23 protein-coding genes are annotated in these 20,911 nt (G+C 71.9%); 9 read left to right on the forward strand and 14 right to left on the reverse strand.

Features of this window, described 5'->3' with window-relative positions; translation table 11 throughout:
* Position 1: 1 nt before the first annotated feature.
* The 5 genes from KBA23_RS05840 to KBA23_RS05860 all read right to left on the reverse strand — a co-directional run bounded on the left by KBA23_RS05840 (position 2) and on the right by KBA23_RS05860 (position 4,959).
* The gene (locus KBA23_RS05840; RefSeq protein WP_290737861.1) at positions 2-1,078 is read right to left on the reverse strand and encodes a DUF1513 domain-containing protein; all 1,077 of its coding nucleotides are present in this window, start codon (positions 1,076-1,078) and stop codon (positions 2-4) included.
* A gap of 2 nt (positions 1,079-1,080) precedes the next feature.
* On the reverse strand, positions 1,081-1,359 hold the full coding sequence (locus KBA23_RS05845) for a hypothetical protein (protein WP_290737864.1): 279 nt from the start codon (positions 1,357-1,359) through the stop codon (positions 1,081-1,083).
* Between the two features lie 24 nt (positions 1,360-1,383).
* Positions 1,384-2,079, reverse strand: a complete 696-nt coding sequence (locus tag KBA23_RS05850) for an imelysin family protein (RefSeq protein ID WP_290737867.1) — start codon at positions 2,077-2,079, stop codon at positions 1,384-1,386.
* A gap of 108 nt (positions 2,080-2,187) precedes the next feature.
* Positions 2,188-3,687 carry a di-heme oxidoredictase family protein gene (locus tag KBA23_RS05855; RefSeq protein ID WP_290737870.1) on the reverse strand — a complete coding sequence of 500 codons (1,500 nt, stop codon included), beginning with the start codon at positions 3,685-3,687 and terminating at the stop codon, positions 2,188-2,190.
* Between the two features lie 9 nt (positions 3,688-3,696).
* A complete protein-coding gene (locus tag KBA23_RS05860) occupies positions 3,697-4,959 on the reverse strand; it encodes an imelysin family protein (protein ID WP_290737873.1) in 1,263 nt (420 codons plus the stop codon).
* 384 nt (positions 4,960-5,343) lie between these two features.
* Here KBA23_RS05860 and proS point away from each other — a divergent pair, with 384 nt between their 5' ends.
* The 5 genes from proS (at position 5,344) to KBA23_RS05885 (ending at position 9,621) form a co-directional block, all read left to right on the forward strand.
* A complete protein-coding gene (proS, locus tag KBA23_RS05865; RefSeq protein ID WP_290737876.1) occupies positions 5,344-6,681 on the forward strand; it encodes a proline--tRNA ligase in 1,338 nt (445 codons plus the stop codon).
* A gap of 95 nt (positions 6,682-6,776) precedes the next feature.
* The gene (gene ribB, locus KBA23_RS05870) at positions 6,777-7,883 is read left to right on the forward strand and encodes a 3,4-dihydroxy-2-butanone-4-phosphate synthase (RefSeq protein ID WP_290737879.1); all 1,107 of its coding nucleotides are present in this window, start codon (positions 6,777-6,779) and stop codon (positions 7,881-7,883) included.
* 3 nt (positions 7,884-7,886) lie between these two features.
* Positions 7,887-8,387, forward strand: a complete 501-nt coding sequence (locus tag KBA23_RS05875; protein WP_290737882.1) for a 6,7-dimethyl-8-ribityllumazine synthase — start codon at positions 7,887-7,889, stop codon at positions 8,385-8,387.
* The gene (nusB, locus tag KBA23_RS05880) at positions 8,384-8,887 is read left to right on the forward strand and encodes a transcription antitermination factor NusB (RefSeq protein ID WP_290737885.1); all 504 of its coding nucleotides are present in this window, start codon (positions 8,384-8,386) and stop codon (positions 8,885-8,887) included. The genes KBA23_RS05875 and nusB overlap by 4 nt, the downstream gene beginning before the upstream one ends.
* Positions 8,884-9,621, forward strand: a complete 738-nt coding sequence (locus KBA23_RS05885) for a hypothetical protein (RefSeq protein WP_290737888.1) — start codon at positions 8,884-8,886, stop codon at positions 9,619-9,621. Before nusB ends, KBA23_RS05885 begins: the two co-directional genes overlap by 4 nt.
* 391 nt (positions 9,622-10,012) lie before the next feature.
* Here KBA23_RS05885 and KBA23_RS05890 read toward each other — a convergent pair whose 3' ends face one another.
* Both KBA23_RS05890 and parC read right to left on the reverse strand, forming a co-directional pair.
* Entirely contained in the window at positions 10,013-10,561 is a 549-nt protein-coding gene (locus KBA23_RS05890) for a hypothetical protein (RefSeq protein ID WP_290737891.1), read from the reverse strand.
* Between the two features lie 14 nt (positions 10,562-10,575).
* Positions 10,576-12,822, reverse strand: coding sequence for a DNA topoisomerase IV subunit A (gene parC / locus KBA23_RS05895; protein ID WP_290737895.1), 2,247 nt, complete (start codon positions 12,820-12,822; stop codon positions 10,576-10,578).
* A gap of 98 nt (positions 12,823-12,920) precedes the next feature.
* Here parC and KBA23_RS05900 point away from each other — a divergent pair, with 98 nt between their 5' ends.
* The 4 genes from KBA23_RS05900 to KBA23_RS05915 are packed head-to-tail and all read left to right on the forward strand — an operon-like array spanning position 12,921 to position 15,949.
* Positions 12,921-13,751 carry an SDR family NAD(P)-dependent oxidoreductase gene (locus tag KBA23_RS05900; RefSeq protein WP_290737898.1) on the forward strand — a complete coding sequence of 277 codons (831 nt, stop codon included), beginning with the start codon at positions 12,921-12,923 and terminating at the stop codon, positions 13,749-13,751.
* Positions 13,748-14,377 (forward strand): CDP-alcohol phosphatidyltransferase family protein, encoded by a 630-nt coding sequence (locus KBA23_RS05905; protein ID WP_290737901.1) that lies wholly within the window; start codon positions 13,748-13,750, stop codon positions 14,375-14,377. The genes KBA23_RS05900 and KBA23_RS05905 overlap by 4 nt, the downstream gene beginning before the upstream one ends.
* Positions 14,374-15,015 carry a 1-acyl-sn-glycerol-3-phosphate acyltransferase gene (locus KBA23_RS05910; RefSeq protein WP_290737904.1) on the forward strand — a complete coding sequence of 214 codons (642 nt, stop codon included), beginning with the start codon at positions 14,374-14,376 and terminating at the stop codon, positions 15,013-15,015. The genes KBA23_RS05905 and KBA23_RS05910 overlap by 4 nt, the downstream gene beginning before the upstream one ends.
* Positions 15,008-15,949 carry a phosphatidate cytidylyltransferase gene (locus KBA23_RS05915; protein ID WP_290737907.1) on the forward strand — a complete coding sequence of 314 codons (942 nt, stop codon included), beginning with the start codon at positions 15,008-15,010 and terminating at the stop codon, positions 15,947-15,949. Before KBA23_RS05910 ends, KBA23_RS05915 begins: the two co-directional genes overlap by 8 nt.
* Before the next feature lie 215 nt (positions 15,950-16,164).
* Here the strand turns inward: KBA23_RS05915 and KBA23_RS05920 are convergent, their stop codons facing one another.
* From KBA23_RS05920 to KBA23_RS05950, 7 genes are all read right to left on the reverse strand, one after another.
* Entirely contained in the window at positions 16,165-16,641 is a 477-nt protein-coding gene (locus KBA23_RS05920) for a YccF family protein (protein ID WP_290737910.1), read from the reverse strand.
* Between the two features lie 132 nt (positions 16,642-16,773).
* Positions 16,774-17,037, reverse strand: coding sequence for a DUF1467 family protein (locus tag KBA23_RS05925; RefSeq protein ID WP_290737914.1), 264 nt, complete (start codon positions 17,035-17,037; stop codon positions 16,774-16,776).
* A 5-nt stretch (positions 17,038-17,042) separates the two neighbouring features.
* Positions 17,043-17,447 (reverse strand): methylmalonyl-CoA epimerase, encoded by a 405-nt coding sequence (gene mce, locus KBA23_RS05930; RefSeq protein ID WP_290737917.1) that lies wholly within the window; start codon positions 17,445-17,447, stop codon positions 17,043-17,045.
* A gap of 29 nt (positions 17,448-17,476) precedes the next feature.
* Complete coding sequence (locus KBA23_RS05935; protein WP_290737920.1) at positions 17,477-18,166, reverse strand: SDR family NAD(P)-dependent oxidoreductase; 690 nt, start codon at positions 18,164-18,166, stop codon at positions 17,477-17,479.
* Positions 18,167-18,286: 120 nt separating this feature from the next.
* Positions 18,287-19,741 (reverse strand): amidophosphoribosyltransferase, encoded by a 1,455-nt coding sequence (purF, locus tag KBA23_RS05940; RefSeq protein ID WP_290737923.1) that lies wholly within the window; start codon positions 19,739-19,741, stop codon positions 18,287-18,289.
* Between the two features lie 151 nt (positions 19,742-19,892).
* Complete coding sequence (locus KBA23_RS05945; RefSeq protein WP_290737926.1) at positions 19,893-20,495, reverse strand: CvpA family protein; 603 nt, start codon at positions 20,493-20,495, stop codon at positions 19,893-19,895.
* Positions 20,496-20,505: 10 nt separating this feature from the next.
* Positions 20,506-20,911 (reverse strand): magnesium chelatase domain-containing protein (locus KBA23_RS05950; RefSeq protein ID WP_290737928.1); only part of this gene is annotated, 406 nt, incomplete at its 5' end.

Below are 20,911 nucleotides of genomic sequence, written 5' to 3' on the forward strand. Positions count from 1 at the left end.
GTCAGGCCAGCCGCACGATGTGGTTGTCGAAGGCGAGCCCGGCGAAGGCGCGCCGCCCCCCGGCCACGGCGGCGTCGAGAAACAGCCCCTCCCCCGTCGTGCAGACGAAGCGCCCCCGCGCCGCCGCCACGCCGCACAGGTCGGGCGAACTGATTTCCGACGCCGCTCCGGTCGCGAGGTCAAAGACCAGCATCATCCCCCCGCGAGGACAGGTGATGGCCGCCTGCCGCGCGTCGTCCGAGATCGCGGCGCTGCCCGCATAGTTGCGCGTCCGCCGCTGCGTCGCGGGCTCCGCGGACAGGAACTCGAGCGCCGGCGCGCCGGGGCGATGCACCGCGAGGAGCGGCGGGGTCTTGAGCTCGTCCCCCTCCCATTGCAGCGCCGCGGCGAGCGTGCCGTCGCGCGCGATGGCGATGTGGCGGATCGAGTTCAGCCGCAACTCGTCCGGCGTCTCGATCGTCTCGACCACCCGCCCGGTCCCGACGTCGAGGTACGAGAGGTTCGCGCGCATCGTCGCGAGGTTCAGGGGCGAGCGCACGTCCGTGTCGGTCGCGATGCCGCCGTTCGCCACCGCGAGCCGCCGCCCGTCGGGGGTGAGCAGGATCTCGTGCGGGCCGATCCCGCCCGAGGCGACCTCGCCCGTCCGCACATAGCCCGCGCTCGCGTCCCAGACGCCGAGCACGCCGCGACCCTCCTCCGCCGTCTCGGTGGTGAAAAGCGTCGAGCCGTCGCGGGCGAAGGCGCCGTGCCCCTGAAACGCCCGGCCCGCCGGCGCGCTCAGCTCGGCGACGACGCGACCCTCGGCGCAGTCGAGCACCAGCGCGTAGCGTCCCGGGCGGCGCGCGAAGGCGACCGCCTCGGCGAGCCGCGGCCGCGCCGCCGCGGCATGGCCGCGGGCGGGCAGCGGCACCCGGAACCGCTCGGCCCCGTCCTCGCCGAGCCCGAGCAGGACGAAGGCGCCGTCGGGCAGCCCTGCCGCGGCGAGATAGGCGGGCGAGCCCACGTCCGCCCAGGTGGCCCGGGGCGCGAGCCCGAAGGCGGCGACGGCGGCGAGCAGCCCGCGGCGCGACGTCCTCATCGTCAGTCTCCATCCATCGAGTTGAACCCGCCGGCGATGCCGAGCGCGCCGCCGACCTCCGCCACCAGGTCCGTGCGCAGTCGCCGGATCGCCTGCTGCGCCGATTCGACGCGCACCCGCGTGCCGGGCTCGGCGACCGCGACCTCGATCGCGCCCATCGACAGCGCGGCCTGCTCGGCCTCGACGAAGGCGGCGGCGAGGCCCGCCCGCGCCTTGTCCGCCAGCTCCGGCGCGAAGGCCGTCTCAAAGAGGTCGCGGGCCGCGGCGACGGAGAGGATCACGTCGCGCTGCGGCCGTCCGGTGCGCTAGGCCTCGGCGCGCCGGGGCTGCGGCTTCTCGAACGTGCCTAGCGGCCGGCCGAGCCGGTGATCGGCCGTGACCTCGAGCCCGCTGGTCAGCGCGGTGAATAGCGCGCGCGAGCCTTCCTCCGGCGTCAGGTAGAGCGGATTGTCCGCCGCCCCCGCCGTGGCGAGGTAGCCGGCGAAGGGATCGCGCCAGCGGTCCCGCGCCCGCTCCGCCGTGGCGGCGAGGTCGACGGCGACCGCCTCGACGAGCCGGCATTCATAGGTTGCGGGCGCCGGCGGCCCCTCGGCGAGCAGCGCATCGAGGGCGAAGAGCCCGCGCACCGCCACCGAAAGCTGCGCAAAGCCCGCAGGGTCGTCGACCACCGGATCCTCATCCGCCTCGAGCCTCGCGAGCGCCCGCGGCGTCGCGCCGCGCTCGTCCGGCCAGAAGGCGATGGAGAAGCCGGTGTCGCCCTCCTCCAATGGCCCGAAACGCAGGTGCGCGACCCCCATCCAGGCGTCGAAGGCGGTGTTGTAGGCCGCCATCACGTCCTCCGGCCCGCCGGCGCAATGCCCCCCGGCCGCCTCCGCCAGCGCCGCCGTCCCGGCAGCGAGCGCGTCGAAGCGGGGCAGGATGTGACCCTCCAGCGCCCGCGCCGCGACCGCCGCGTGGTCGATCGCCGCGGCCGGCGCCCCGAGGAGGCCCAGCGCCGCCACGGCCACCGCCGCCGCGCGGCGGGCGCGGGAAATCGGCCTCACAAGAAATACTCTATATTAATCAATATGTTACCCTCGTATCACGCGTGATAGCGCCGCCTGCATCCCCTAGAGGCTCCCCAGGAACCGCACCAGCGCCGCCCGGTCCTCCGGCGCCATCCCGACCACCCCGTCGCGGGCAGCCTGCGCCTCGCCGCCATGCCACAGCACCGCCTCCAGCAGCGTCCGCGCCCGCCCGTCGTGCAGGTAGCTCTCGCGCCCCGTCACCGTCGCGGTCAACCCGATCCCCCACAGCGGCGCGGTGCGCCATTCCCGCCCGTCGGCGCGCCCCTCGGGGCGCCCGTCGGCCAGCCCCTCGCCGAGGTCGTGCAGCAGGAAGTCCGAATAGGGCCAGATGAGCTGGAAGCTCAGTTCCGGCCGGCCGGGCATCCGGTGCGTGACGAACTTCGGCGCATGGCAGGCGGGGCAGCCGGTCGCGTAGAACAGCTCCTTGCCGCGCAGCACCTCCGGATCGTCGACGTCGCGCCGGGCCGGGACGGCGAGGTTGCGGCTGTAGAAGGTCACGAGATCGAGCGCCGCGTCGTCGACCTCCGGATCGCCGCCGTCCGGCGCGGCGCGGCAGACCTCCTGCGCCGGCGCACAGTCGCCCGCGCCGGCGGGATGCAGGCTCGTGGAGATGCCCATGTCGCCCGAGAAGGCGCCGGCGGTCTGCTCGCGGATCGTCGGCTTTCCGGCCTTGTGCCCGAACCGCCCGAGCATCGGCCGCGCGAACTCGTCGGACCAGACGATGTTCGGCCGCCCGCTGATCCCGTCGCCGTCGGCGTCGTCGGGGTCGGCGTTGGCGAGGATGTCCGCCTCCGGGATCGCCTCGACGAGGCCGAGGCCGATCATCTGCGGCGCGACCCGGGGCGAGAACATCACCCCCTCGGCCATCGGCCCGTAGGCGAGATCGGCCACGCCGTAGGCCGGCCGGCGCAGGCGCGCGGTCTCGCCGCCGGCGAGCGCGACCTCCTCCTCGGCATAGTCGATGGTCATCCGCCCCTCGGCCGGGACGCCCGCGATCGAGAAGGTCTGGAACTGGCCGCCATAGACCGGCTCCGGCGCCGCGCCGATCCAGTCGGCGATCTCGTCCGCCAGCGCGTCGTGATCCGACGGGACCGACAGCCGCAGGAACATCTGCGTCGCCGGCTCGCCGGGCGCCGGCGGATGCCCGCGCGCATCCTTGAGATGGCAGTTCTGGCAGGCCCGCGCGTTGAAGATCGGGCCGAGCCCGTCCGACGCCTGGGTCGAGGACGGCGCCGACACCCAGAGCTTGCGAAAGATGCCGTTGCCGACCTTGAAGTCGAGCTCCCTGGCGAAGTCGAGCGTCGCCGACGAGAACGAGAACGCATTGGCGTCCGGCTTGCGCCGGTTGGTCGCGGCGCCGCCGGGATTGGTCTCGAACGGCTCCGGCGCCGCGAAGCTCGCGGCCGGCGCCGTCACGGTCGCGACCCGCGCGGCTTCCTCGGCCGTGCGGGGCGTGACGTTCAGGTGCGCGTCCTCGGCGGGCTGCGACGCCGCCAGCGGGGCCGCGAGGACGAGCGCCCCGGCGATGAGGACGCGTCGCATGGCCGCCGCCTACTGGAAGACGGCGTCGGGGTTGTCGAGGCTGTCCGAACCCTCGAAGGCAATCTGCGACAGCCCGAGCGCCGAGACCGCGCGCTCGATGGCGCGGGTCTGGTCGATCAGCGCGTTGACGCCCCCCATCACCAGCGCCTCGCCGGCGACGTTGCCGGTCGCGAGCATCTGGTCGTAGGAGGTGCCGGCCTCCGCCACCGCCTTGATCGCCCCGAGCGCCGCCATCGTCGCGTCGAGCTTCGCGCGCAGGTCGGCGTCGACCGCCGGGTCGGCCGCGGCGACCAGCCCGGACACCGAGGGGCCCTCGACCACCGAGCCGTCGGTCCGCACGTAGCGCCCGAGATAAACGTTCCGGATGCCGAGCCCGTCATAATAGTGGCTGTTGTGGGTGTTGTCGGAGAAGCAGTCGTGCTCCTCCTCCGGGTCGTTGAGCATCAGCCCGAGCCGCATCCGCTCGCCGGCCTGCTCGCCGTAGCTGAGGCTGCCCATGCCGGTCAGGATCGCCACGACGCCGGCGGCCGGGTCAGTGAGCAGCACCTCGCGCGCCTCGCCGTCGTCGCCCCACTGCGCCGTCATCCACGCGAGGTCGTCGACGAGCAGGTCGGTCGCCGCCTCGAGATACTGCGCCCGCCGGTCGCAGTTGCCGCCGGTACAGTCCGCGCCGGCCGCATAGTCGGTCCAGGGCCGGTCGCCCGCGCCATGGTCGGTCCCGTGCAGGTCCTGCCCCCAGAGCAGGAACTCGATCGCGTGGTAGCCGGTGGCCACGTTCGACTCGATCGCGTCGGCCTCCTGGAGCCTGTCGGCGAGCAGATCCTTGGTGATCACGCTCGCGTCCACCGTCTCGCCCGAAAGCTCGAAGCTCGGATTGGCGATGACGTTCAGCGCCGCATAGGGGTTCTCGTCGGTGGCGCCGCCATAGACCGGGTCGACGTAGTCGATCAGTCCCTCGTCGAGCGGCCAGGCGTTCACCTTGCCCTCCCACTCGTCGACGATGGCGTTGCCGAAGCGGAACACCTCGGTCTGCTGGTAGGGCACGCGCGCCTGAAGCCACGCCGTCCGCGCCGCCTGCATCGTCTCCGCCGAGGGCGTGGCGATCAGCGCGCCCACCGCTGCGCGCAGCCGCTCGGCCGCCGCGAGCGAGTCGCCGTAGCCCGCCTCGGCGATGTCGGCATAGGTGCCGAGCGCCGCCGCCCTGTCGTCAGCCAGCGCCGCCCCCGCCGCCAGCAGGCCGAGCGCCGCCGCCCCTGTCCACAATCCCCGCATGCCCGCTCCTCGCCTGTCCTGCGGCCTGACCGCCGCGTTCCGGGCGGCACCCTAAGCCGGAGCAATCGAGTCGGGAATAGCCGACCGACAAAAATCATCGGAAATCACGGATTCCGCTGGAGCCCGGATCCCCCTAGAGGCTGCCGTCACCTCGCCCAAGCCCACCCGGGCCGACGCCCGCACCCTTTGCGAGCAGATCTGCAGAGCCCGCGGCGAGATGGAGAACCGCATCAAGGAGCGCCTGTTCGACCTCTTCCCCGAGATCGAGGCCCCAGGCCGGCCGAGGGGGATTACCCTGAAAAACTGCGCGGCTCCCGCGGGATTGCGCGGCCCGGCGGCTTCGCCTAAACGGGCCGGGCTTTCGCCGACCCGGAGCCTTCCCCCATGCGCCTGACCCAGTACTTCCTCCCGGTCCTGCGGGAGACGCCGGCCGAGGCCCAGATCGCGAGCCATCGCCTGATGCTGCGCGCCGGCATGATCCGTCAGGCGGCCGCGGGCATCTATTCCTGGCTGCCGCTCGGCTACAAGGTTCTGCGCCGGCTGGAGCAGATCGTCCACGAGGAGCAGCAGCGGGCCGGGCATATCCCGCTTCTGATGCCGACGCTGCAAGCGGCCGACCTCTGGCGCGAGAGCGGGCGCTACGACGACTACGGGGCGGAGATGCTGCGCATCAAGGACCGCCACGAGCGCGACATGCTCTACGGGCCGACCAACGAGGAGCTGATCACCGACATCTTCCGCTCGGCGGTGACGAGCTACAAGGATCTGCCGCTGACGCTCTACCACATCCAGTGGAAGTTCCGCGACGAGATGCGCCCGCGCTTCGGGGTGATGCGCGGCCGCGAGTTCCTGATGAAGGACGGCTACAACTTCGACCTGACGGTCGAGGATGCGCTGCACGCCTACAACCGGCACATGGTCAGCTACATCCGCACCTACGAGCGGATGGGGCTGAAGGCGATCCCCATGCGCGCGGACGGCGGGCCGATCGGCGGCGACCATACCCACGAGTTCCTCGTGCTGGCGCCGACCGGCGAAAGCGCGGTGTTCTACGACCGGGCCGTGACCGACCTGACGCTGGGCGACCGCGGGATCGACTATGCCGATCGCGGCCAGGTGTCGGACATCGTCGCGACCTGGACGGCGCCCTATGCCCGCACCGACGAGCGCCACGACCCGGAGGCCTTCGCGGCCATCCCCGAGGAGCGGCGCGTCGAGGGGCGCGGAATCGAGGTCGGGCAGATCTTCTTCTTCGGCACGAAGTACTCCGAACCGATGCGGGCGGTGGTGGTCAACGAGCAGGGCGAGCGCGTGCCGGTCCAGATGGGCAGCCACGGCATCGGCGTGTCGCGCCTCGTGGGCGCGCTGATCGAGGCGAACCATGACGACCGCGGTATCATCTGGCCGGAGGGGGTGACGCCGTTCCACGCCGGAATCGTCAACCTCAAGCAGGGCGACCATGCCTGCGACGCCGAGAGCCTGTCGCTCTATGCTGGCCTGCGCGCCGCCGGGCTCGACCCGCTCTACGACGACCGCGAAGAGCGTGCGGGGGCGAAGTTCGCGACCATGGACCTGATCGGCCTGCCCTGGCGGCTGACCGTGGGTCCGCGCGGGCTCGCGAGCGGCAAGGTCGAGCTGACCTCGCGGCGGACCGGCGAGAGCGAGGATCTGTCGCCGGAGGCGGCGATCGCCCGGCTGCGCGAGATCTACGCGGGAATCTGACGGGCGTGCGCCTGCGCCCATGACGCACGAGGCGACTGGCAAACCGTCGCGGGTTGGGATAACCCGCTTGCGAAAGAGCGGGGTGGGCCGAGCTGTTGGCTGACGATCACTACCTTCGGGACGCGATCTCCTCGGTGGAGGAGATCATTGAGGATGCGCGTAACGGGCGCATGTTCATCCTCGTCGACCACGAGGACCGGGAGAACGAGGGCGACCTCGTCATTCCGGCGCAGATGTGCACGCCGAATGCGATCAACTTCATGGCGACGCACGGGCGGGGGTTGATCTGCCTCACCCTGCCGGGCGAGCGGCTCGACGCGCTCGGGCTGCAACTGATGGCGTCGTCGAACTCCTCGCGGCACGAGACGGCGTTCACGGTCTCCATCGAGGCGCGCGAGGGCGTGACGACCGGCATCTCGGCCCATGATCGGGCGCGCACGGTCGCGGTGGCGATCGACCCGCGCTCCGGGCCGTCGGACATCGCGACGCCCGGGCACATCTTCCCGCTGCGGGCGCGCACCGGCGGCGTGCTCGTCCGCGCCGGGCACACCGAGGCGGCGGTCGACATCGCGCGGCTCGCGGGCCTCAACCCGTCCGGGGTGATCTGCGAGATCATGAACGACGACGGGTCGATGGCGCGGCTGCCCGATCTGGTGGCCTTCGCGCAGCGCCACGGGCTGAAGATCGGCACGATCTCGGATCTGATCGCCTATCGCCGCCGGCACGACAACCTGGTGCGGCAGACGGGCGTGCAGGCGGTGCAGTCGGAATACGGCGGGGCCTGGCAGATGCGGGTCTTCGGCGACGTCACCGGCGGCGGCGAACACATCGTGCTGACCAAGGGCGACATCAGCTCGCCCGAGCCGGTGCTGGTGCGCATGCACGCGGTCAACCCGCTCGAGGATCTGCTGGGGCTCCATGCCGGCCGGACGCACCAGGTCCGCGACGCGATGCTTGCCGTCGCGGCGGAAGGGCGCGGGGTGGTCGTAGTGCTGCGCGACATGTCGACGAAGCTCGACGTCGGCGATCATGTCTCGCCCAATCGATTGCGGCAGTACGGGATCGGCGCGCAGATCCTGAACGCGCTCGGCGTCCGCGAGCTGGTTCTGCTGACCAACTCGCCGACGCCGAAGGTGGTCGGGCTCGACGGCTACGGCCTGACCATCGTCGGCACGCGGCCGATTCCCGCGACGCAGGGCTGAGCCATGGCGGAGCGCGATCTGCATCACGGGCTGGCGACGCCGAGCCTCGGGGGCGACACGAGCGTGCTGATCGTCGTGGCCCCGTTCTACCGCACGATCGCCGACGGGCTGGTTGCGGGGGCGAAGGCGACGCTCGACGCCGCCGGCGCGCGGCACGAAGTCGTCGAGGTGCCCGGCGCGCTGGAGATCCCGACCGCGATACGGCTCGCCTCGCGCGTCGGGGCGTTCGACGGCTACGTAGCGCTCGGCTGCGTGGTGCGCGGCGAGACCACGCATTACGAGACGGTGTGCAACGACAGTTCGCGGGGGTTGACGCTGCTCGGGCTCGAGGGCGTGCCGCTCGGGAACGGCATCCTGACCGTGGAGAACCTCGCCCAGGCCGAGGCGCGCGCCGATCCGACGCGGATGAACAAGGGCGGCGGGGCGGCCGAGGCGTGCCTGCATCTGGTCGCGCTGTCGCGGCGCTTCGCGCCCGCGGCGCGGGGCGTAGGCTTCCGGCGATGACCGGTTCCTCCGAGGCGAAGAAGCCGACCGCGGCGCAGGCCCGGCGGATGCGCACCGCGGCGCGGCTCTACGCCGTGCAGGCGCTGTTCCAGATGGAGGCCACGGGCGTTCCGCTGGAGGAGGTCATCGAGGAGTTCGAGGCGCTGCGCATCGCCGCGGAGATCGACGGGCTCAGGCTCAACGACGCCGACCGGGAGCACTTTCGCCGGCTGGTGTCGGGCGCCGTGGCCGATCAGGCGCGCATCGACCAGCTCATGCACCGTGCGCTGGCGGCGCGCTGGCCGATCGACCGCATCGATCCGACGCTGCGGGCGATCTTCCGCGCGGCCGGGGCGGAACTCCTCGGCTCGGACACGCCGCCCAAGGTGGCGATCAACGAGTATCTCGAACTCGCCAAGGCGTTCTATCCCGACGGCAAGGAAGCGAAGTTCGTGAACGGCGTCCTCGACCAGATGGCGCGCGAGGCGCGGCCGGACGATTTCCGCAAGGGCGGCGCGTGAACGGTTCGCTCGGCATCGGCCGCCTGGCGCTCGGAAGCGTCGCGCTGTTGCTGAAGAACTTCGGCTTCCTGTTTCCGCTGGCCTTCGCCCCGGCGCTCCTGCTGACGCTCGCCACCTATGCGCTGCTCGGCGGGCCGGCGCCCGACGCGGCGGCCGTGACGGGGTCCGGCGGTTTCTTGGCGGGTGCGCTTGCTCTGGCGCTCAACCTCGTCGTGGGGTTCCTCGTGACCGGGGTGATGTGCCTCGCGGGGCTCGACGCCGCGCTCGGCAAGCGGCATCGCCTCGGCGAGTATCTCGCCCAGACCATGCGTCACGCCGGGCCGCTCGTCGTGCTCGGGACCCTGCTTTCCCTCGCCACCGCTATCGGGATCGCGCTCCTGGTCCTTCCCGGTCTCTACATCGCGGCGCGCTGGCTCCCCTGGGCCCCGGCGATGCTCTTCGAGAACCGCGGCTGGGACGCCATGGGCCGGGCGCAGGAGCTGACCGAGGGCCTCCGCTGGCCGCTCGCTCTTGCGGTCGCGACGATGGGGCTTGTCGTTGTCGCGCTCCTTCTGGCCGTGAGCCCGCTTCTCGTTGCGGCCGACGGGTCGATCGCGGTCGCGACCCTGCTGGAGGCGGCGCTGACGGCGGTCTACTACGGGCTGGTCGCCTGCTTCACGGCACTCGGCTACCTGCGGCTGCGGGAGCTGCGCGAGGGCCTCGACGCGGCCGCCGTGGCGGCGTCGATCGACTGACGCATCGCTGCCGCGGGCCAGGGGGGAGCGCCGTCCTCGGGGAGGCGCGCGGGCGCGCCCCCCGCTCGGACGGCGCTGACGTCGGCCGCCTTTGCGGCCTCCCTGGCGGAGCGGCCGCAAGCGGCCGCGAGTCCTTTCTCTCTCCCCGCCCTTTGGCGGGGAGGCGCCTGCTCGATAGGGTTTCCGCCTGTATGAGTGCCTGAAAGGGGAATGCGGCGCCGCCGGCGCTCGGGGCCCCTTCGTGACGCTGCTCACGAGGGTGGCGGCCCGTCGCCTCCACGGGGGCGGGCGGACGGCGACGCAAGCACGACGATGCAATACGCCGCAGGTGGGACGTCGGCGCGGCGCCCGGGTCCGGCCGACGGCGACGGGCGGAATGGCGGGGATGGAGTCAGGCCGGCGGGTCGACGAAGAGGGCTACGGCGTCGCTGATGGTGACCTCGATGCGCTCGCCGCGGGTGCGGGCGGCGGCGAAGGAGCGCATTCCGGGCTCGACCGGCGCCACGCGCACCTCCCCGGAGGGGAGCGCGACCGTCGCCTCAAAGCTGCGCGCGTCGTAGGAGAGGAAGACGACCGTCGTCGTCGTGACCGCGCCGAACACCGAGCCGGGGCGGGTCCCCTCGGGAGCGCGGCCGATCATCGCGAAGGTGTCGGTCTGGTTCGGCGCGGCGGAATCGGCGACCCGCACCGACATCGAGCCGAACATCTGCATGGTGGCGACGTCGCCCGGCTCGATCTGGTCGAAGTTGCGCATGTCGGGCGATGCGGTGAGCGTCAGGGTCTCGCCGCTGGCGGTGGCGAGGTCAATGCGGCGGGTGGCCGGGTCGACGGCGGTGACGGTGGCGGACACCTCCGCCGCGTGGCTCACCTCGCGCTGGAACATGCTGTCGCAGCCGGAAAGCGCTATGGCGGCGGCAGCGGCCATGAGGACGGTTCTCATTGGTCTCTCCTGTCTCAGTCGAAGCGGTTCGATTGCGGGAAGCCGCGCGGCGCCATGCGCCCGGCCGCGGCGCGGGGGCCGGTCCAGTCCGAGAGCTCGGGCTGCGCCACGGTGCGGGTGCGTCCCGCCGGATCCCTCCAGGCGAGGCCGTCGGCAAGCGTGAAGGTGGTTGCGTCGGAGAGGCCGCCGTCCTTGAAGCGTTGCAGGCGCACGCCCTTGCCGCGGCCCATCTCCGGCAACTCGGCGAGGGGGAAGACCAGCACCTTGCGGTTCTCGCCGACGACGGCGACGTGATCGCCTTCGACGCGGCGGCAGACGCGGACGCGGGCCTTGTCGCCGAGGTTCATCGCCTGTCTGCCGGCGCGGGTCTGGGCGAGCGCGTCGTCCTCGGGCAGGAGGAAGCCGTCGCCGGCGTCGGAGGCGAGCAGGAGCATGCCGCCGGGACGGTGGACGAGGAGCGCGACCGGATGCGCGTCGTTCGACAGGTCGACGAGCAGCCGCACCGGCTCACCCATGCCCCGCCCGCCGGGCAGGTTCGAAGCCGCGAGCGTGAAGATGCGGCCGTTCGAGGCCATGAGCAGGAGCTTGTCCGTCGTCTCGGCATGGAGCTGGAATCGCGGCCCGTCGCCGTCCTTGAACTTCACCTCGGCGCCCTCGGCGAGGTGGCCCCGCATGGCGCGGACCCAGCCCATCGCCGAGAGGATCACCGTCACCGGCTCGCGTTCGATCATGGCCTCGGGGCTCGCGGCCTCGATCTCCGGCGCGTCGGCGAACTCGGTGCGGCGGGCGCCGCCCGGGGCGTCCTTGCCGAAGGCCTTGCGCGCCTCGCGCAGTTCGTCGGCGATGCGGGCCCATTGCAGGTCCTCGGAGCCAAGGAGGGCCGCGAGATCCGCACGTTCGGCGACGAGCGCGTCGCGTTCGGCCCGGAGCTCCATCTCCTCCAGCCGGCGCAGGGCGCGCAGCCGCGTGTTGAGGATCGCCTCGGCCTGGGTGTCGGTGAGGGCGAACTCGGCCATCATCACCGGTTTGGGCTCGTCCTCGGTGCGTATGATCTGGATGATCCGGTCGAGGTTCAGGTAGGCGACGAGCAGTCCCTCGAGGATCTCCAGCCGCGCGTCGATCCGCTCCAGCCGGTGGCGCGAGCGGCGCTGGAGCACGTCGCGGCGGTGGTCGAGGAAGGCCCGCAGCACCTCGCAGAGCGAGGCGACCTGCGGGGTTCGGCCGTCGATGAGCACGTTCATGTTCATCGCGAAGCGCGTCTCGAGGTCGGAGCTGCGGAACAGCGTCTCCATCAGCACCGCCGGATCGACCGTGCGGGCGCGCGGCTCCAGCACGATGCGCACGTCCTCGGCGCTCTCGTCGCGGACGTCGGCGAGGATCGGCACCTTCTTTTCGTTGACGAGGTCGGCGATGCGTTCGATGAGCCGCCCCTTCTGGACCTGATAGGGGATCTCGGTCACGACGATCTGCCAGGTGCCGCGGCCCAGATCCTCGACCGCCCAGCGGGCGCGCAGGCGGAAGCCGCCGCGGCCGGTGCGGTAGGCCTCCTTGATCGCCGCGCGCGGCTCGACGATGATCCCGCCGGTGGGGAAGTCGGGGCCCTGGACGAAGTCGAGGAGTTTTTCGTCGGTGGCGTTCGGGTGCCTGACGAGGTGGAGGCAGGCCTGCACCAGTTCGTCGATGTTGTGGGGCGGGATGTTGGTCGCCATGCCGACGGCGATGCCGGACGAGCCGTTGGCGAGCAGGTTGGGGAAGGCCGCGGGCAGGACCACGGGCTCCTGCTCGGAGCCGTCGTAGTTGTCGCGGAAGTCGACGGCGTCCTCGGTCAGCCCTTCCATCAGCGCCGCGGCGGCGGCGGTCAGGCGCGCCTCGGTGTAGCGCTGGGCCGCCGGGTTGTCGCCGTCGATGTTGCCGAAGTTGCCCTGTCCGTCGACGAGCGGGTAGCGGATGTTGAAGTCCTGCGCGAGCCGGGCCAGCGCATCGTAGATCGACTGGTCGCCGTGCGGGTGGTAGTTGCCCATCACCTCGCCGACGATCTTGGCGCATTTGCGGAAGGCCCCGGCCGGGTCGAGCCGCAGGCCGCGCATGGCGTAGAGGATGCGGCGATGCACCGGCTTCAGCCCGTCGCGCGCGTCGGGCAAGGCGCGGTGGGTGATCGTGGAGAGCGCGTAGGTCAGGTAGCGTTCGCCGAGCGCGCGGGCGAGCGGCTCCACGGTCACGTCGCCGGACGGGATGTCGGGGTCGAAGGTGGGATCAGCCATAGATGTTGTGTACTCTGGCTGCGCCGTTCGGTCCAGCGGCGCCTTGCGCCGGCGGCGCGGTCGTGGCCAGAGTGCGCGGGCGCTGCGCGGAGGGCTGTTTGCGGACGATCCTGATCACCGGTTGCTCCTCGGGCATTGGGCTCGACGCGGCGCGGACGCTCATGGCGCGCGGCTGGCGGGTGTTCGCGACCTGCCGGGCGGCGGAGGACGCCGCGGCGCTCGACGCGGCGGGGCTGGAATCCTGGGCGCTCGACCTCGCTTCGGAGGCGAGCGTGGCCGACGGCGCGGCCGAGGCGCTGCGGCGTGGCGGCGGGCGGCTCGACGCGCTCTTCAACAACGGGGCCTTCGCGATTCCGGGGGCGACTGAGGACTTGCCGCGCGCGGCGATGCGCGAGATCTTCGAGACGAACCTTTTCGGGCAGCTCGACCTGACCAACCGGGTGCTGCCGGCGATGCGGGCGGCGGGCGCGGGGCGGGTGGTGATGAACTCCTCGGTGCTCGGCTTCGTGGCGCTGCCCTGGCGAGGCGCCTACGTGGCGACGAAGTTCGCGCTCGAGGGGCTGACGGACGCGTTGCGGCTGGAGTTGAGGGGAACGGGCGTGCATGTGGTTACGATCGAGCCGGGTCCGATCGGTACGCCGTTCCGGTCGAAGTCGGTCCCGCGCTTCGAGAAGTGGATCGACTGGCGCGCCTCGCCGCACCGCGAGGCCTACGAGACCACGCTGATGAAGCGGCTCTATGCGCCGGAGGGCGCGGCGAAGGGGCGGTTCGAGCTGCCCGCCTCGGCGGTGACGGCCAAGCTCGTCCGCGCGCTCGAGAGCCAGCGCCCGGCGCCGCGCTATCGGGTGACGACGGCGACCCACATCATGGCCGGGCTGACGCGGGCCCTGCCGACGCGGGCGCTCGACGCCCTGGCGGCGCGGCTTTGAGCGGGGCGGGGGAGCGCCGACCGCTCGCCTCGCGCAAGACGCGCGCGGCGCAGGCGGCCGCCGGCTGGCTGACCCGGGCGGGGGCGAGCCCGGACGCGATCTCGGCGGCGGGGATCGTCGCGGCGGGGCTGGCCTGCGCGGCGCTGGCGTTCGCGCCGGAGCGGGCCTGGGCTTGGCTCGCCGGCGCGGTCTTCGTGCAGTTGCGGCTGGCGGCGAACCTGCTCGACGGCATGGTGGCGATCGAGGGCGGGCGCGGCGGGCCGGTCGGCCCGCTCTGGAACGAGGCGCCCGACCGGGTGGAGGACACGCTGATCCTCGTCGGCTTCGGCCTCGCCGCGGGCGCCTACGACCTCGGGCTGTGGGCGGCGGTGGCGGCGCTGTTCACGGCCTATGTGCGGGTGCTCGGCGGCACGCTCGGGCTGGCGCAGAGCTTCATGGGCCCGATGGCCAAGCAGCATCGCATGGCGCTGGTCACGCTCGGCTGCCTTGTCGGCTTCGCCGAGACGATGCTCGACGGCGAGCCGCGGCTGGCCCGGCTGATCCTGTGGGCGGTGTTGCTGGGGACGCTGGCGACGGCGCTGCGCCGGCTCCGCGCCATCGCCGGAGCGTTGAGGGCGCGCGCATGATCCTCGAGGCCGTCCTCGTCGGGCTCACGCGGTTCCTGGTCGGCGGGCGGGCCTACTGGCTCGGGGCGCAACCGACCTCGCGCCAGCGCATCTACTTCGCCAACCACCGCTCGAACGCCGACACCGTGGTGCTGTGGGCGGCGCTGCCGCCGCCGCTGCGGCGGCGCACCCGGCCGGTGGCGGCGCAGGACTACTGGGCCCATGGCCGCCTGCGCCGTCTTTTCGCGCTCGATGTGCTGCATGCGGTGCTGATCGACCGGGGCGGCGGGCGCGACGCGCTCGACCCGCTGCACGAGGCGCTGGCCGAGGGCTGTTCGCTCATCATCTTTCCGGAGGGCGGGCGCGGACCCGGGCCGGCGCCGCTGCCGTTCAAGAGCGGCCTCTACCATCTCGCGCTCGCCCATCCGGGCGCGCAGCTCGTCCCGGTCTGGCTCGACGACGTGGGCCGCGCCCTGCCCAAGGGCGTGTCGATCCCGATCCCGGTCTCGACGCGGGCGCTGATCGGCGCGCCGATCGCGCCGGACCCCGGCGAAACGCGCGACGCCTTCCTGACGCGGGCGCGCGATGCGGTGGTGGCGCTGGGGCTCAGCCTCCATCCCGACTTGCCGGTCGCGCCGCCGGAGCCGCCCCATGCGTGACCTCCTGCTCGCCCCGCTGCCGCTTACCTTCGAGGCGTTGTTCGTCTTCCTGCTCGTGGCGAGCCTCGTCGGCCGCGCGCTGGCGCGCAGGCGCCCGGAGGACGCGACGATCCGCAACGCCAACGACCGGATCCGGTCATGGTGGGCGATCTCGGTCATACTCGCGATCACCTTCGCGTTCGGGACGACGGCGACGATCCTGCTCTTCGCGCTCGTGTCCTTCTGGTGCCTGCGCGAGTTCCTCTCGCTCACGCCCACGCGGCTTGCCGATCACTACGCGCTGGCGGCGGCGTTCTACCTGTTCCTGCCGCTCCAGTTCGCGCTGCTGCTCTGGCCCTGGCCCGGCGTCTTCGTGATCGCGATCCCGGTCTACGGCTTCCTCGCCCTGCCGGCGCTGTCGCTCGTCTTCGGCGAGACCGACGACTTCCTGCAACGGGTGGCGAAGATCCAGTGGGCGCTGATGCTGACGGTCTACGCGCTCAGCCATGCGCCGGCGCTGCTGCTCCTGCGGTTCGACGACTACCCGGCGGGGCCGTTCGGCCTCCTCGCCTTCCTGCTCCTCGTCACCCAGGGGAGCGACGTGGCGCAGTACCTCGCCGGCAAGCGCTTCGGGCGGACGCCGCTCGCGCCGCGGATCAGCCCGAACAAGACGCGCGAGGGTCTGCTCTACGGCGGAGGCGCCGCCACGGTGCTCGGGGGCGCGCTCCATGGCCTGACGCCGTTCGGGTTCTGGGGGGCGCTCGCGATGGCGGCGGTCCTGGTGGCCGCGGGGGCGCTCGGGGGGCTGGTGCTGTCGGCGGTCAAGCGATCGCTCGGGGCGAAGGACTGGGGAACCATGATCGAGGGCCATGGCGGCATGCTCGACCGCATGGACAGCCTCGCCTTCTCGGCGCCGCTGCTGTTCCACCTCGCGAACTATTTCTGGGCGGTCTGATCCGAGGCCGGCGAGCTCCAAGCCATCAGCGCAACACGGCTAACACGCGTGATAGCCGGACAACCAATTGATTTCAAATTATAAATCCGACCGCGGATCGGCGCGTTCCACGCGAGAAGCCGCCGAAGCGCGCCGGGATCGATGAAAACATGCAACCTCTCCGCGCTCGAAGGCGCTCGCCGGGGCGTGGCGCGCGCCCCGGCGGACCCGCTGCGTCAGGCCGGCGTCGCCCGGTAGGCGGCGAGCGTTCGCTCGGCCGCGTCCTTGCGAACGAGCTCGGCGAGTTCCGCCGTCACCACGCGCCGGCCGACTGGCCAAAGCGAAATGGCCGCCAGCTTGAAGGACTGAAGACCGAACGGAATGCCGATGAGCGTGAGGCAATTCACCACACCCGCAATGGCGTACATCACGAAAAGGATGATTCCGAACGTCATCGCCCAAATGATGTTGAAGATGAAACCGATCGTTCCCGTGGCGGCGGTTGTGGCCGAAATTCCCTTCCGGTCCAGATCGCGGACATGAACGATTTCCTTTCCGAACGGCCAGGCGGAAAGTTTTGCCATTTCGATCGCGGCCCTGGTGAGCGGAAGGCCGACAATCGTCAGCGCGAACACCGCTGCGCCGATGAGCCAGACGAGCGCGGTGATTCCACCACCAAGCACGAACCAGATGACATTTCCTGCGAATCTCACGATGACCCTCCGCACGCTGGATGGCGGTCAACGTCATTGCCAAAGCTTAACAGGTTGCTGAAGAAGTCTCCGGGCTACCCGGTATTTGCCGCGCCGTTTCCGGGTCCGGCCCCGTCGCGCGAGTGAACCGGCCTACATGCGGCCCCAGAAGTCGAGGTCGCGCATGGTGATGCCGCCCCACAGGATCAGGGCGCAGAGCGGGGCCCAGAGCGCGACGGCGATCACCGTGACCCAGAGGAACTTGCGCCGGAGCCCCGCCTCGGACGGCGCCGAGGCGGGGGTGCCGGGTTCGACCTCGCCGCTCTCGTCCTGGGTCCGGAGCCCGATCGGCAGCGCGACGAAGAGGGTCAGGAACCAGATGACGACGAAGAGGACGATCGCCCCGGTGATGGTCACGGGACTCAGGCCTCCTCGAGTTCGACCAGAGTGCCGTTGAAATCCTTGGGATGCAGGAACAGCACCGGCTTGCCGTGCGCGCCGATCTTCGGCTCGCCGTCGCCGAGGACGCGCGCGCCCGACGCCTTCAGCCGGTCGCGGGCGGCGCGGATGTCGTCGACCTCGTAGCAGACGTGGTGGATGCCGCCCGAAGGGTTCTTGGCGAGGAAGGCCGCGATCGGGGAGTTCTCGCCGAGCGGGTGCAGGAGTTCGATCTTGGTGTTCGGCAACTCGATGAACACGACGGTGACGCCGTGGTCGGGCTCGGCCTGCGGGGCGCGGACGAGCGCGCCGAGGGTGTCGCGGTACTGCGCGGCGGCGGCCTCGAGGTCGGGCACCGCGATGGCCACGTGGTTCAGGCGTCCGATCATGCTGGCCTCCGGAGCTGACGGCGGGGTGTCTAGGGGATTCGCTGCAGTGCGGCAACGTCGGCGAGTTCGGCGAGGAGGCGCGCGGCCTCGACGGCGCAGGGGCTGAGGCCGTCGCGGTTCTCGGCCGGGTAGAAGCGCGCGCGCAGCGCCGTCGGCATCGGCTCGGGGCGGAACAGCAGCACGCGCGGGCCGATGCGCTCGGTCTCGCGCGCCCAGGAGGCGGCGAGCGCGTCGGCGGCGGCCTTGGTCGCGCCGTAGCTGCCCCAGAACGGCCGGCCGGCGCGGTCGTCGGCGACCTGGACGAAGACGCCGGCAGGGGCGGCCTCGAGCAGCGGGGCGACCATGCGGATCAGGCGTTGCATCCCGCGAAGGTTCACTTCAACGCTGGCGTCGAAGTCCTTGGCGGCGATGTGGTGCGCGGGCGTGAGCGGCGCGGCGTGGGCGGCGGCGTGGACGACGAGGTCGAGCCGGCCCCAGCGCTGGTGGATGGCGAGGCAGAGCCGGGCGAGGCCGCCCTCGTCGGTGATCGAAAGCGGCGCGAGCACCGGGCCGGGGCCGCCGGCGGCCTCGATCGCGTCGGCGAGGTCCTCGAGCCCGCCCACGGTGCGGGCCATGCCGATCACGGTCGCGCCGGCGGCGCCGAGGGCGGAGGCGACGGCGTAACCGAGGCCGCGGCTCGCGCCGGTGACGAGGGCGACGGTGTCGGGGTCGGGAGTCATGGCGCGCCTCGCATCATCCATTTGGAATTGCCCGAAAAAGCGGCGCTGGAATGCGGCTGGAACCGGGCTGGAATCCGGCTTGCCACTTCTTTGCGGGCGGTTAGCACAAGGCCATCCGCATCATTCCGCCGGGACCGGGGCGTCGAAGCCGCGCTCGATCATGTCGGTGGGCCGCACGGGATAGTCGCCCGAGAAGCAGGCGTCGCAGAACTGCGGGTTGCGCTGATCGCGGCCCTCCTCGGACCCGCAGGCGCGGTAGAGGCCGTCGAGCGACACGAAGCGCAGCGAGTCCACCCCGAGGTGACGGCGCATGTCCTCCTCGGACATGGTGGCGGCGAGGAGCTTCGCGCGGTCCGGCGTGTCGACGCCGTAGAAGCAGGGCCACATCGTCGGCGGCGAGGCGATGCGGAAATGCACCTCGGCCGCGCCGGCGTCCATCACCATCTCGCGGATCTTGCGGCTCGTGGTGCCGCGCACCACCGAATCGTCGACGAGGACCACTCGCTTGCCGGCGATCACCGCGCGGTTGACGTTCAGCTTCAGCCGCACGCCCATGTTGCGGATCTGCTCGGAGGGTTCGATGAAGGTCCGGCCCATGTACTGGTTGCGGATGATCCCCATCGCGTAGGGGATGCCCGACTGCTGGCTGTAGCCGATCGCCGCGGGCGTGCCCGAATCGGGCACCGGGCAGACGAGGTCGGCCTCGACCGGGGCCTCGCGGGCCAGCTCCATGCCGATCCGCCGCCGCGTCTCGTAGACCGAGCGGCCGCCGATCACGCTGTCGGGCCGCGAGAAGTAGACGTGCTCGAAGATGCAGAAGCGCGGGCGCCGCGGCTGGAACGGAAAGAAGCTCTGGAGCCGGCCGTCCTCGACCATCACCATCTCGCCCGGCTCGATCTCGCGGACGAACTCGGCGCCGATGATGTCGAGCGCGCAGGTCTCGGAGGCCAGCGCCCAGCCGTCGCCCAGCCGGCCGAGCATCAGCGGCCGCACCCCGAGCGCGTCGCGCACGCCGATGAGCTTGGTGCGCGTCATGGCGACGATCGAGAAGGCGCCCTCGACGCGGCGGAGCGCGTCCTTGAGCCGCTCGGGGATGGTCTTCTGGATCGAGCGCGCCATCAGGTGGATGATGCACTCGGTGTCCGAGCCGGACTGGAAGATCGAGCCGTGGGCGATCAGTTCCTCGCGCAGCGCCAGGGCGTTCGTGAGGTTGCCGTTATGGGCGATGGCGCAGCCGCCCATCTGGAACTCGGCGAAGAGCGGCTGGACGTCGCGGATCTGGGTGTTGCCCTTGGATCCTGCGGTCGAGTAGCGCACGTGGCCGATGGCGAGCTGGCCCGGCAGGGTCTCCATCAGCGAGGCCGAGGTGAAGTTGTCGCGGACGTAACCGAAGCGCCGGGCCGAGGAGAAACCCTCCTGCGGGCAGTAGGCGACGATGCCGCCCGCCTCCTGGCCGCGATGCTGGAGCGCATGGAGCCCGAGCGCGACGAAGCTCGCGGCGTCCTGCACGCCGATGACGCCGAAGACGCCGCATTCCTCGCGCAGCTTGTCGTCGTCGAACGGGTGGCTCAGCAAACCGGCGGTCTCCGGGGCGCGCGCGCGCGTTGCGCTGCCGTCATATAGCCGGAAGGGCGGCCGGTGTCAGGGGGCCGCGCGCGGTTTTTCGCATTTGCGTGATCCTTCGCATGTGCGTTATCGCGCCGCGACCATGCGGCGCTGCCGCATGTCACGCCCCGGATGCGGGCGGCGTTTCGGGCGTGACGGGCGCGACGGCCTGGGCGCAGGAGCCGACAAGGCGCTCGTACTGGCCCGCGATCCATTGCGGCGCGTCGTCGGGCAGCGCGGCGGCCAGATCCGCCTGGATGCCGGCGAAGAGGGTGCGGGTGTAGCTCGCGTCGACGATCGGCGCGCCGCCGGCGCCGCCGAGGATGCGGTCGTAGACCACGAAGGCGATGGCGATGAGCGCGACGCCGCGCGCCGCGCCGAAGACGAGGCCGAGCCCCTGGTCGATCGGCCCGATCGCCGAGTTCTGCACCGCGCCGGAGAGGAGCGGCGTGAACACCGAGACGACGATCAGCGCCACCGCGAAGACCGCGACGAAGCCCGCGAGCACGCCGAGCTCGCACGAGCCGCCGATCACGTCGCGCAGCACCGGCACCTCGCGCACCAGGGGCTCCACCGCCGGCGCGAAGGCGAAGGCCGCCACCGCCGCGACGATCCAGCCGGCGATCGCCAGGGCCTCGCGCACGAACCCGCGCGACCAGGCGAGGACCGCCGAAACCACGACGATCGCCAGCGCGATGCCGTCGACGATGTTGAAGCCGTCCATTTCCGGGCCCCTATCCCTCGATGCCGCCGAAGCACTTCTCTATGAACCCGGCCAGATCCGCAACCGGATGCAGCTCCAGCGGTGCGGGCCCGCCGGTGCGGAGCCCGGCCGGGGCGAAGGCCGCCGCGAAGCCGAGCTTGGCCGCCTCGCGCAGCCTTGCGTCCGCCTGCGCCGTCGGGCGCAGCGCGCCCGAGAGCGAGACCTCGCCGAAGAGCACCGCGTCCGGCGGCAGCGCCGTGTCCTGCCGGGCGGAGAGGAGCGCGGCCGCGACCGCGAGATCGGCCGCCGGCTGGGTGACGCGCAGGCCGCCGGCGACGTTGAGATAGACGTCGAGCCCGGCGAAGCCGACGCCCGCCGGCGCCTCCAGCACGGCGAGGATCATGGCGAGGCGTCCCTGATCGTAGCCGAGCGACGAG

Source organism: Amaricoccus sp. (genome assembly GCF_017995835.1).
In the GTDB taxonomy this organism is placed as follows: Bacteria; Pseudomonadota; Alphaproteobacteria; order Rhodobacterales; family Rhodobacteraceae; genus Amaricoccus.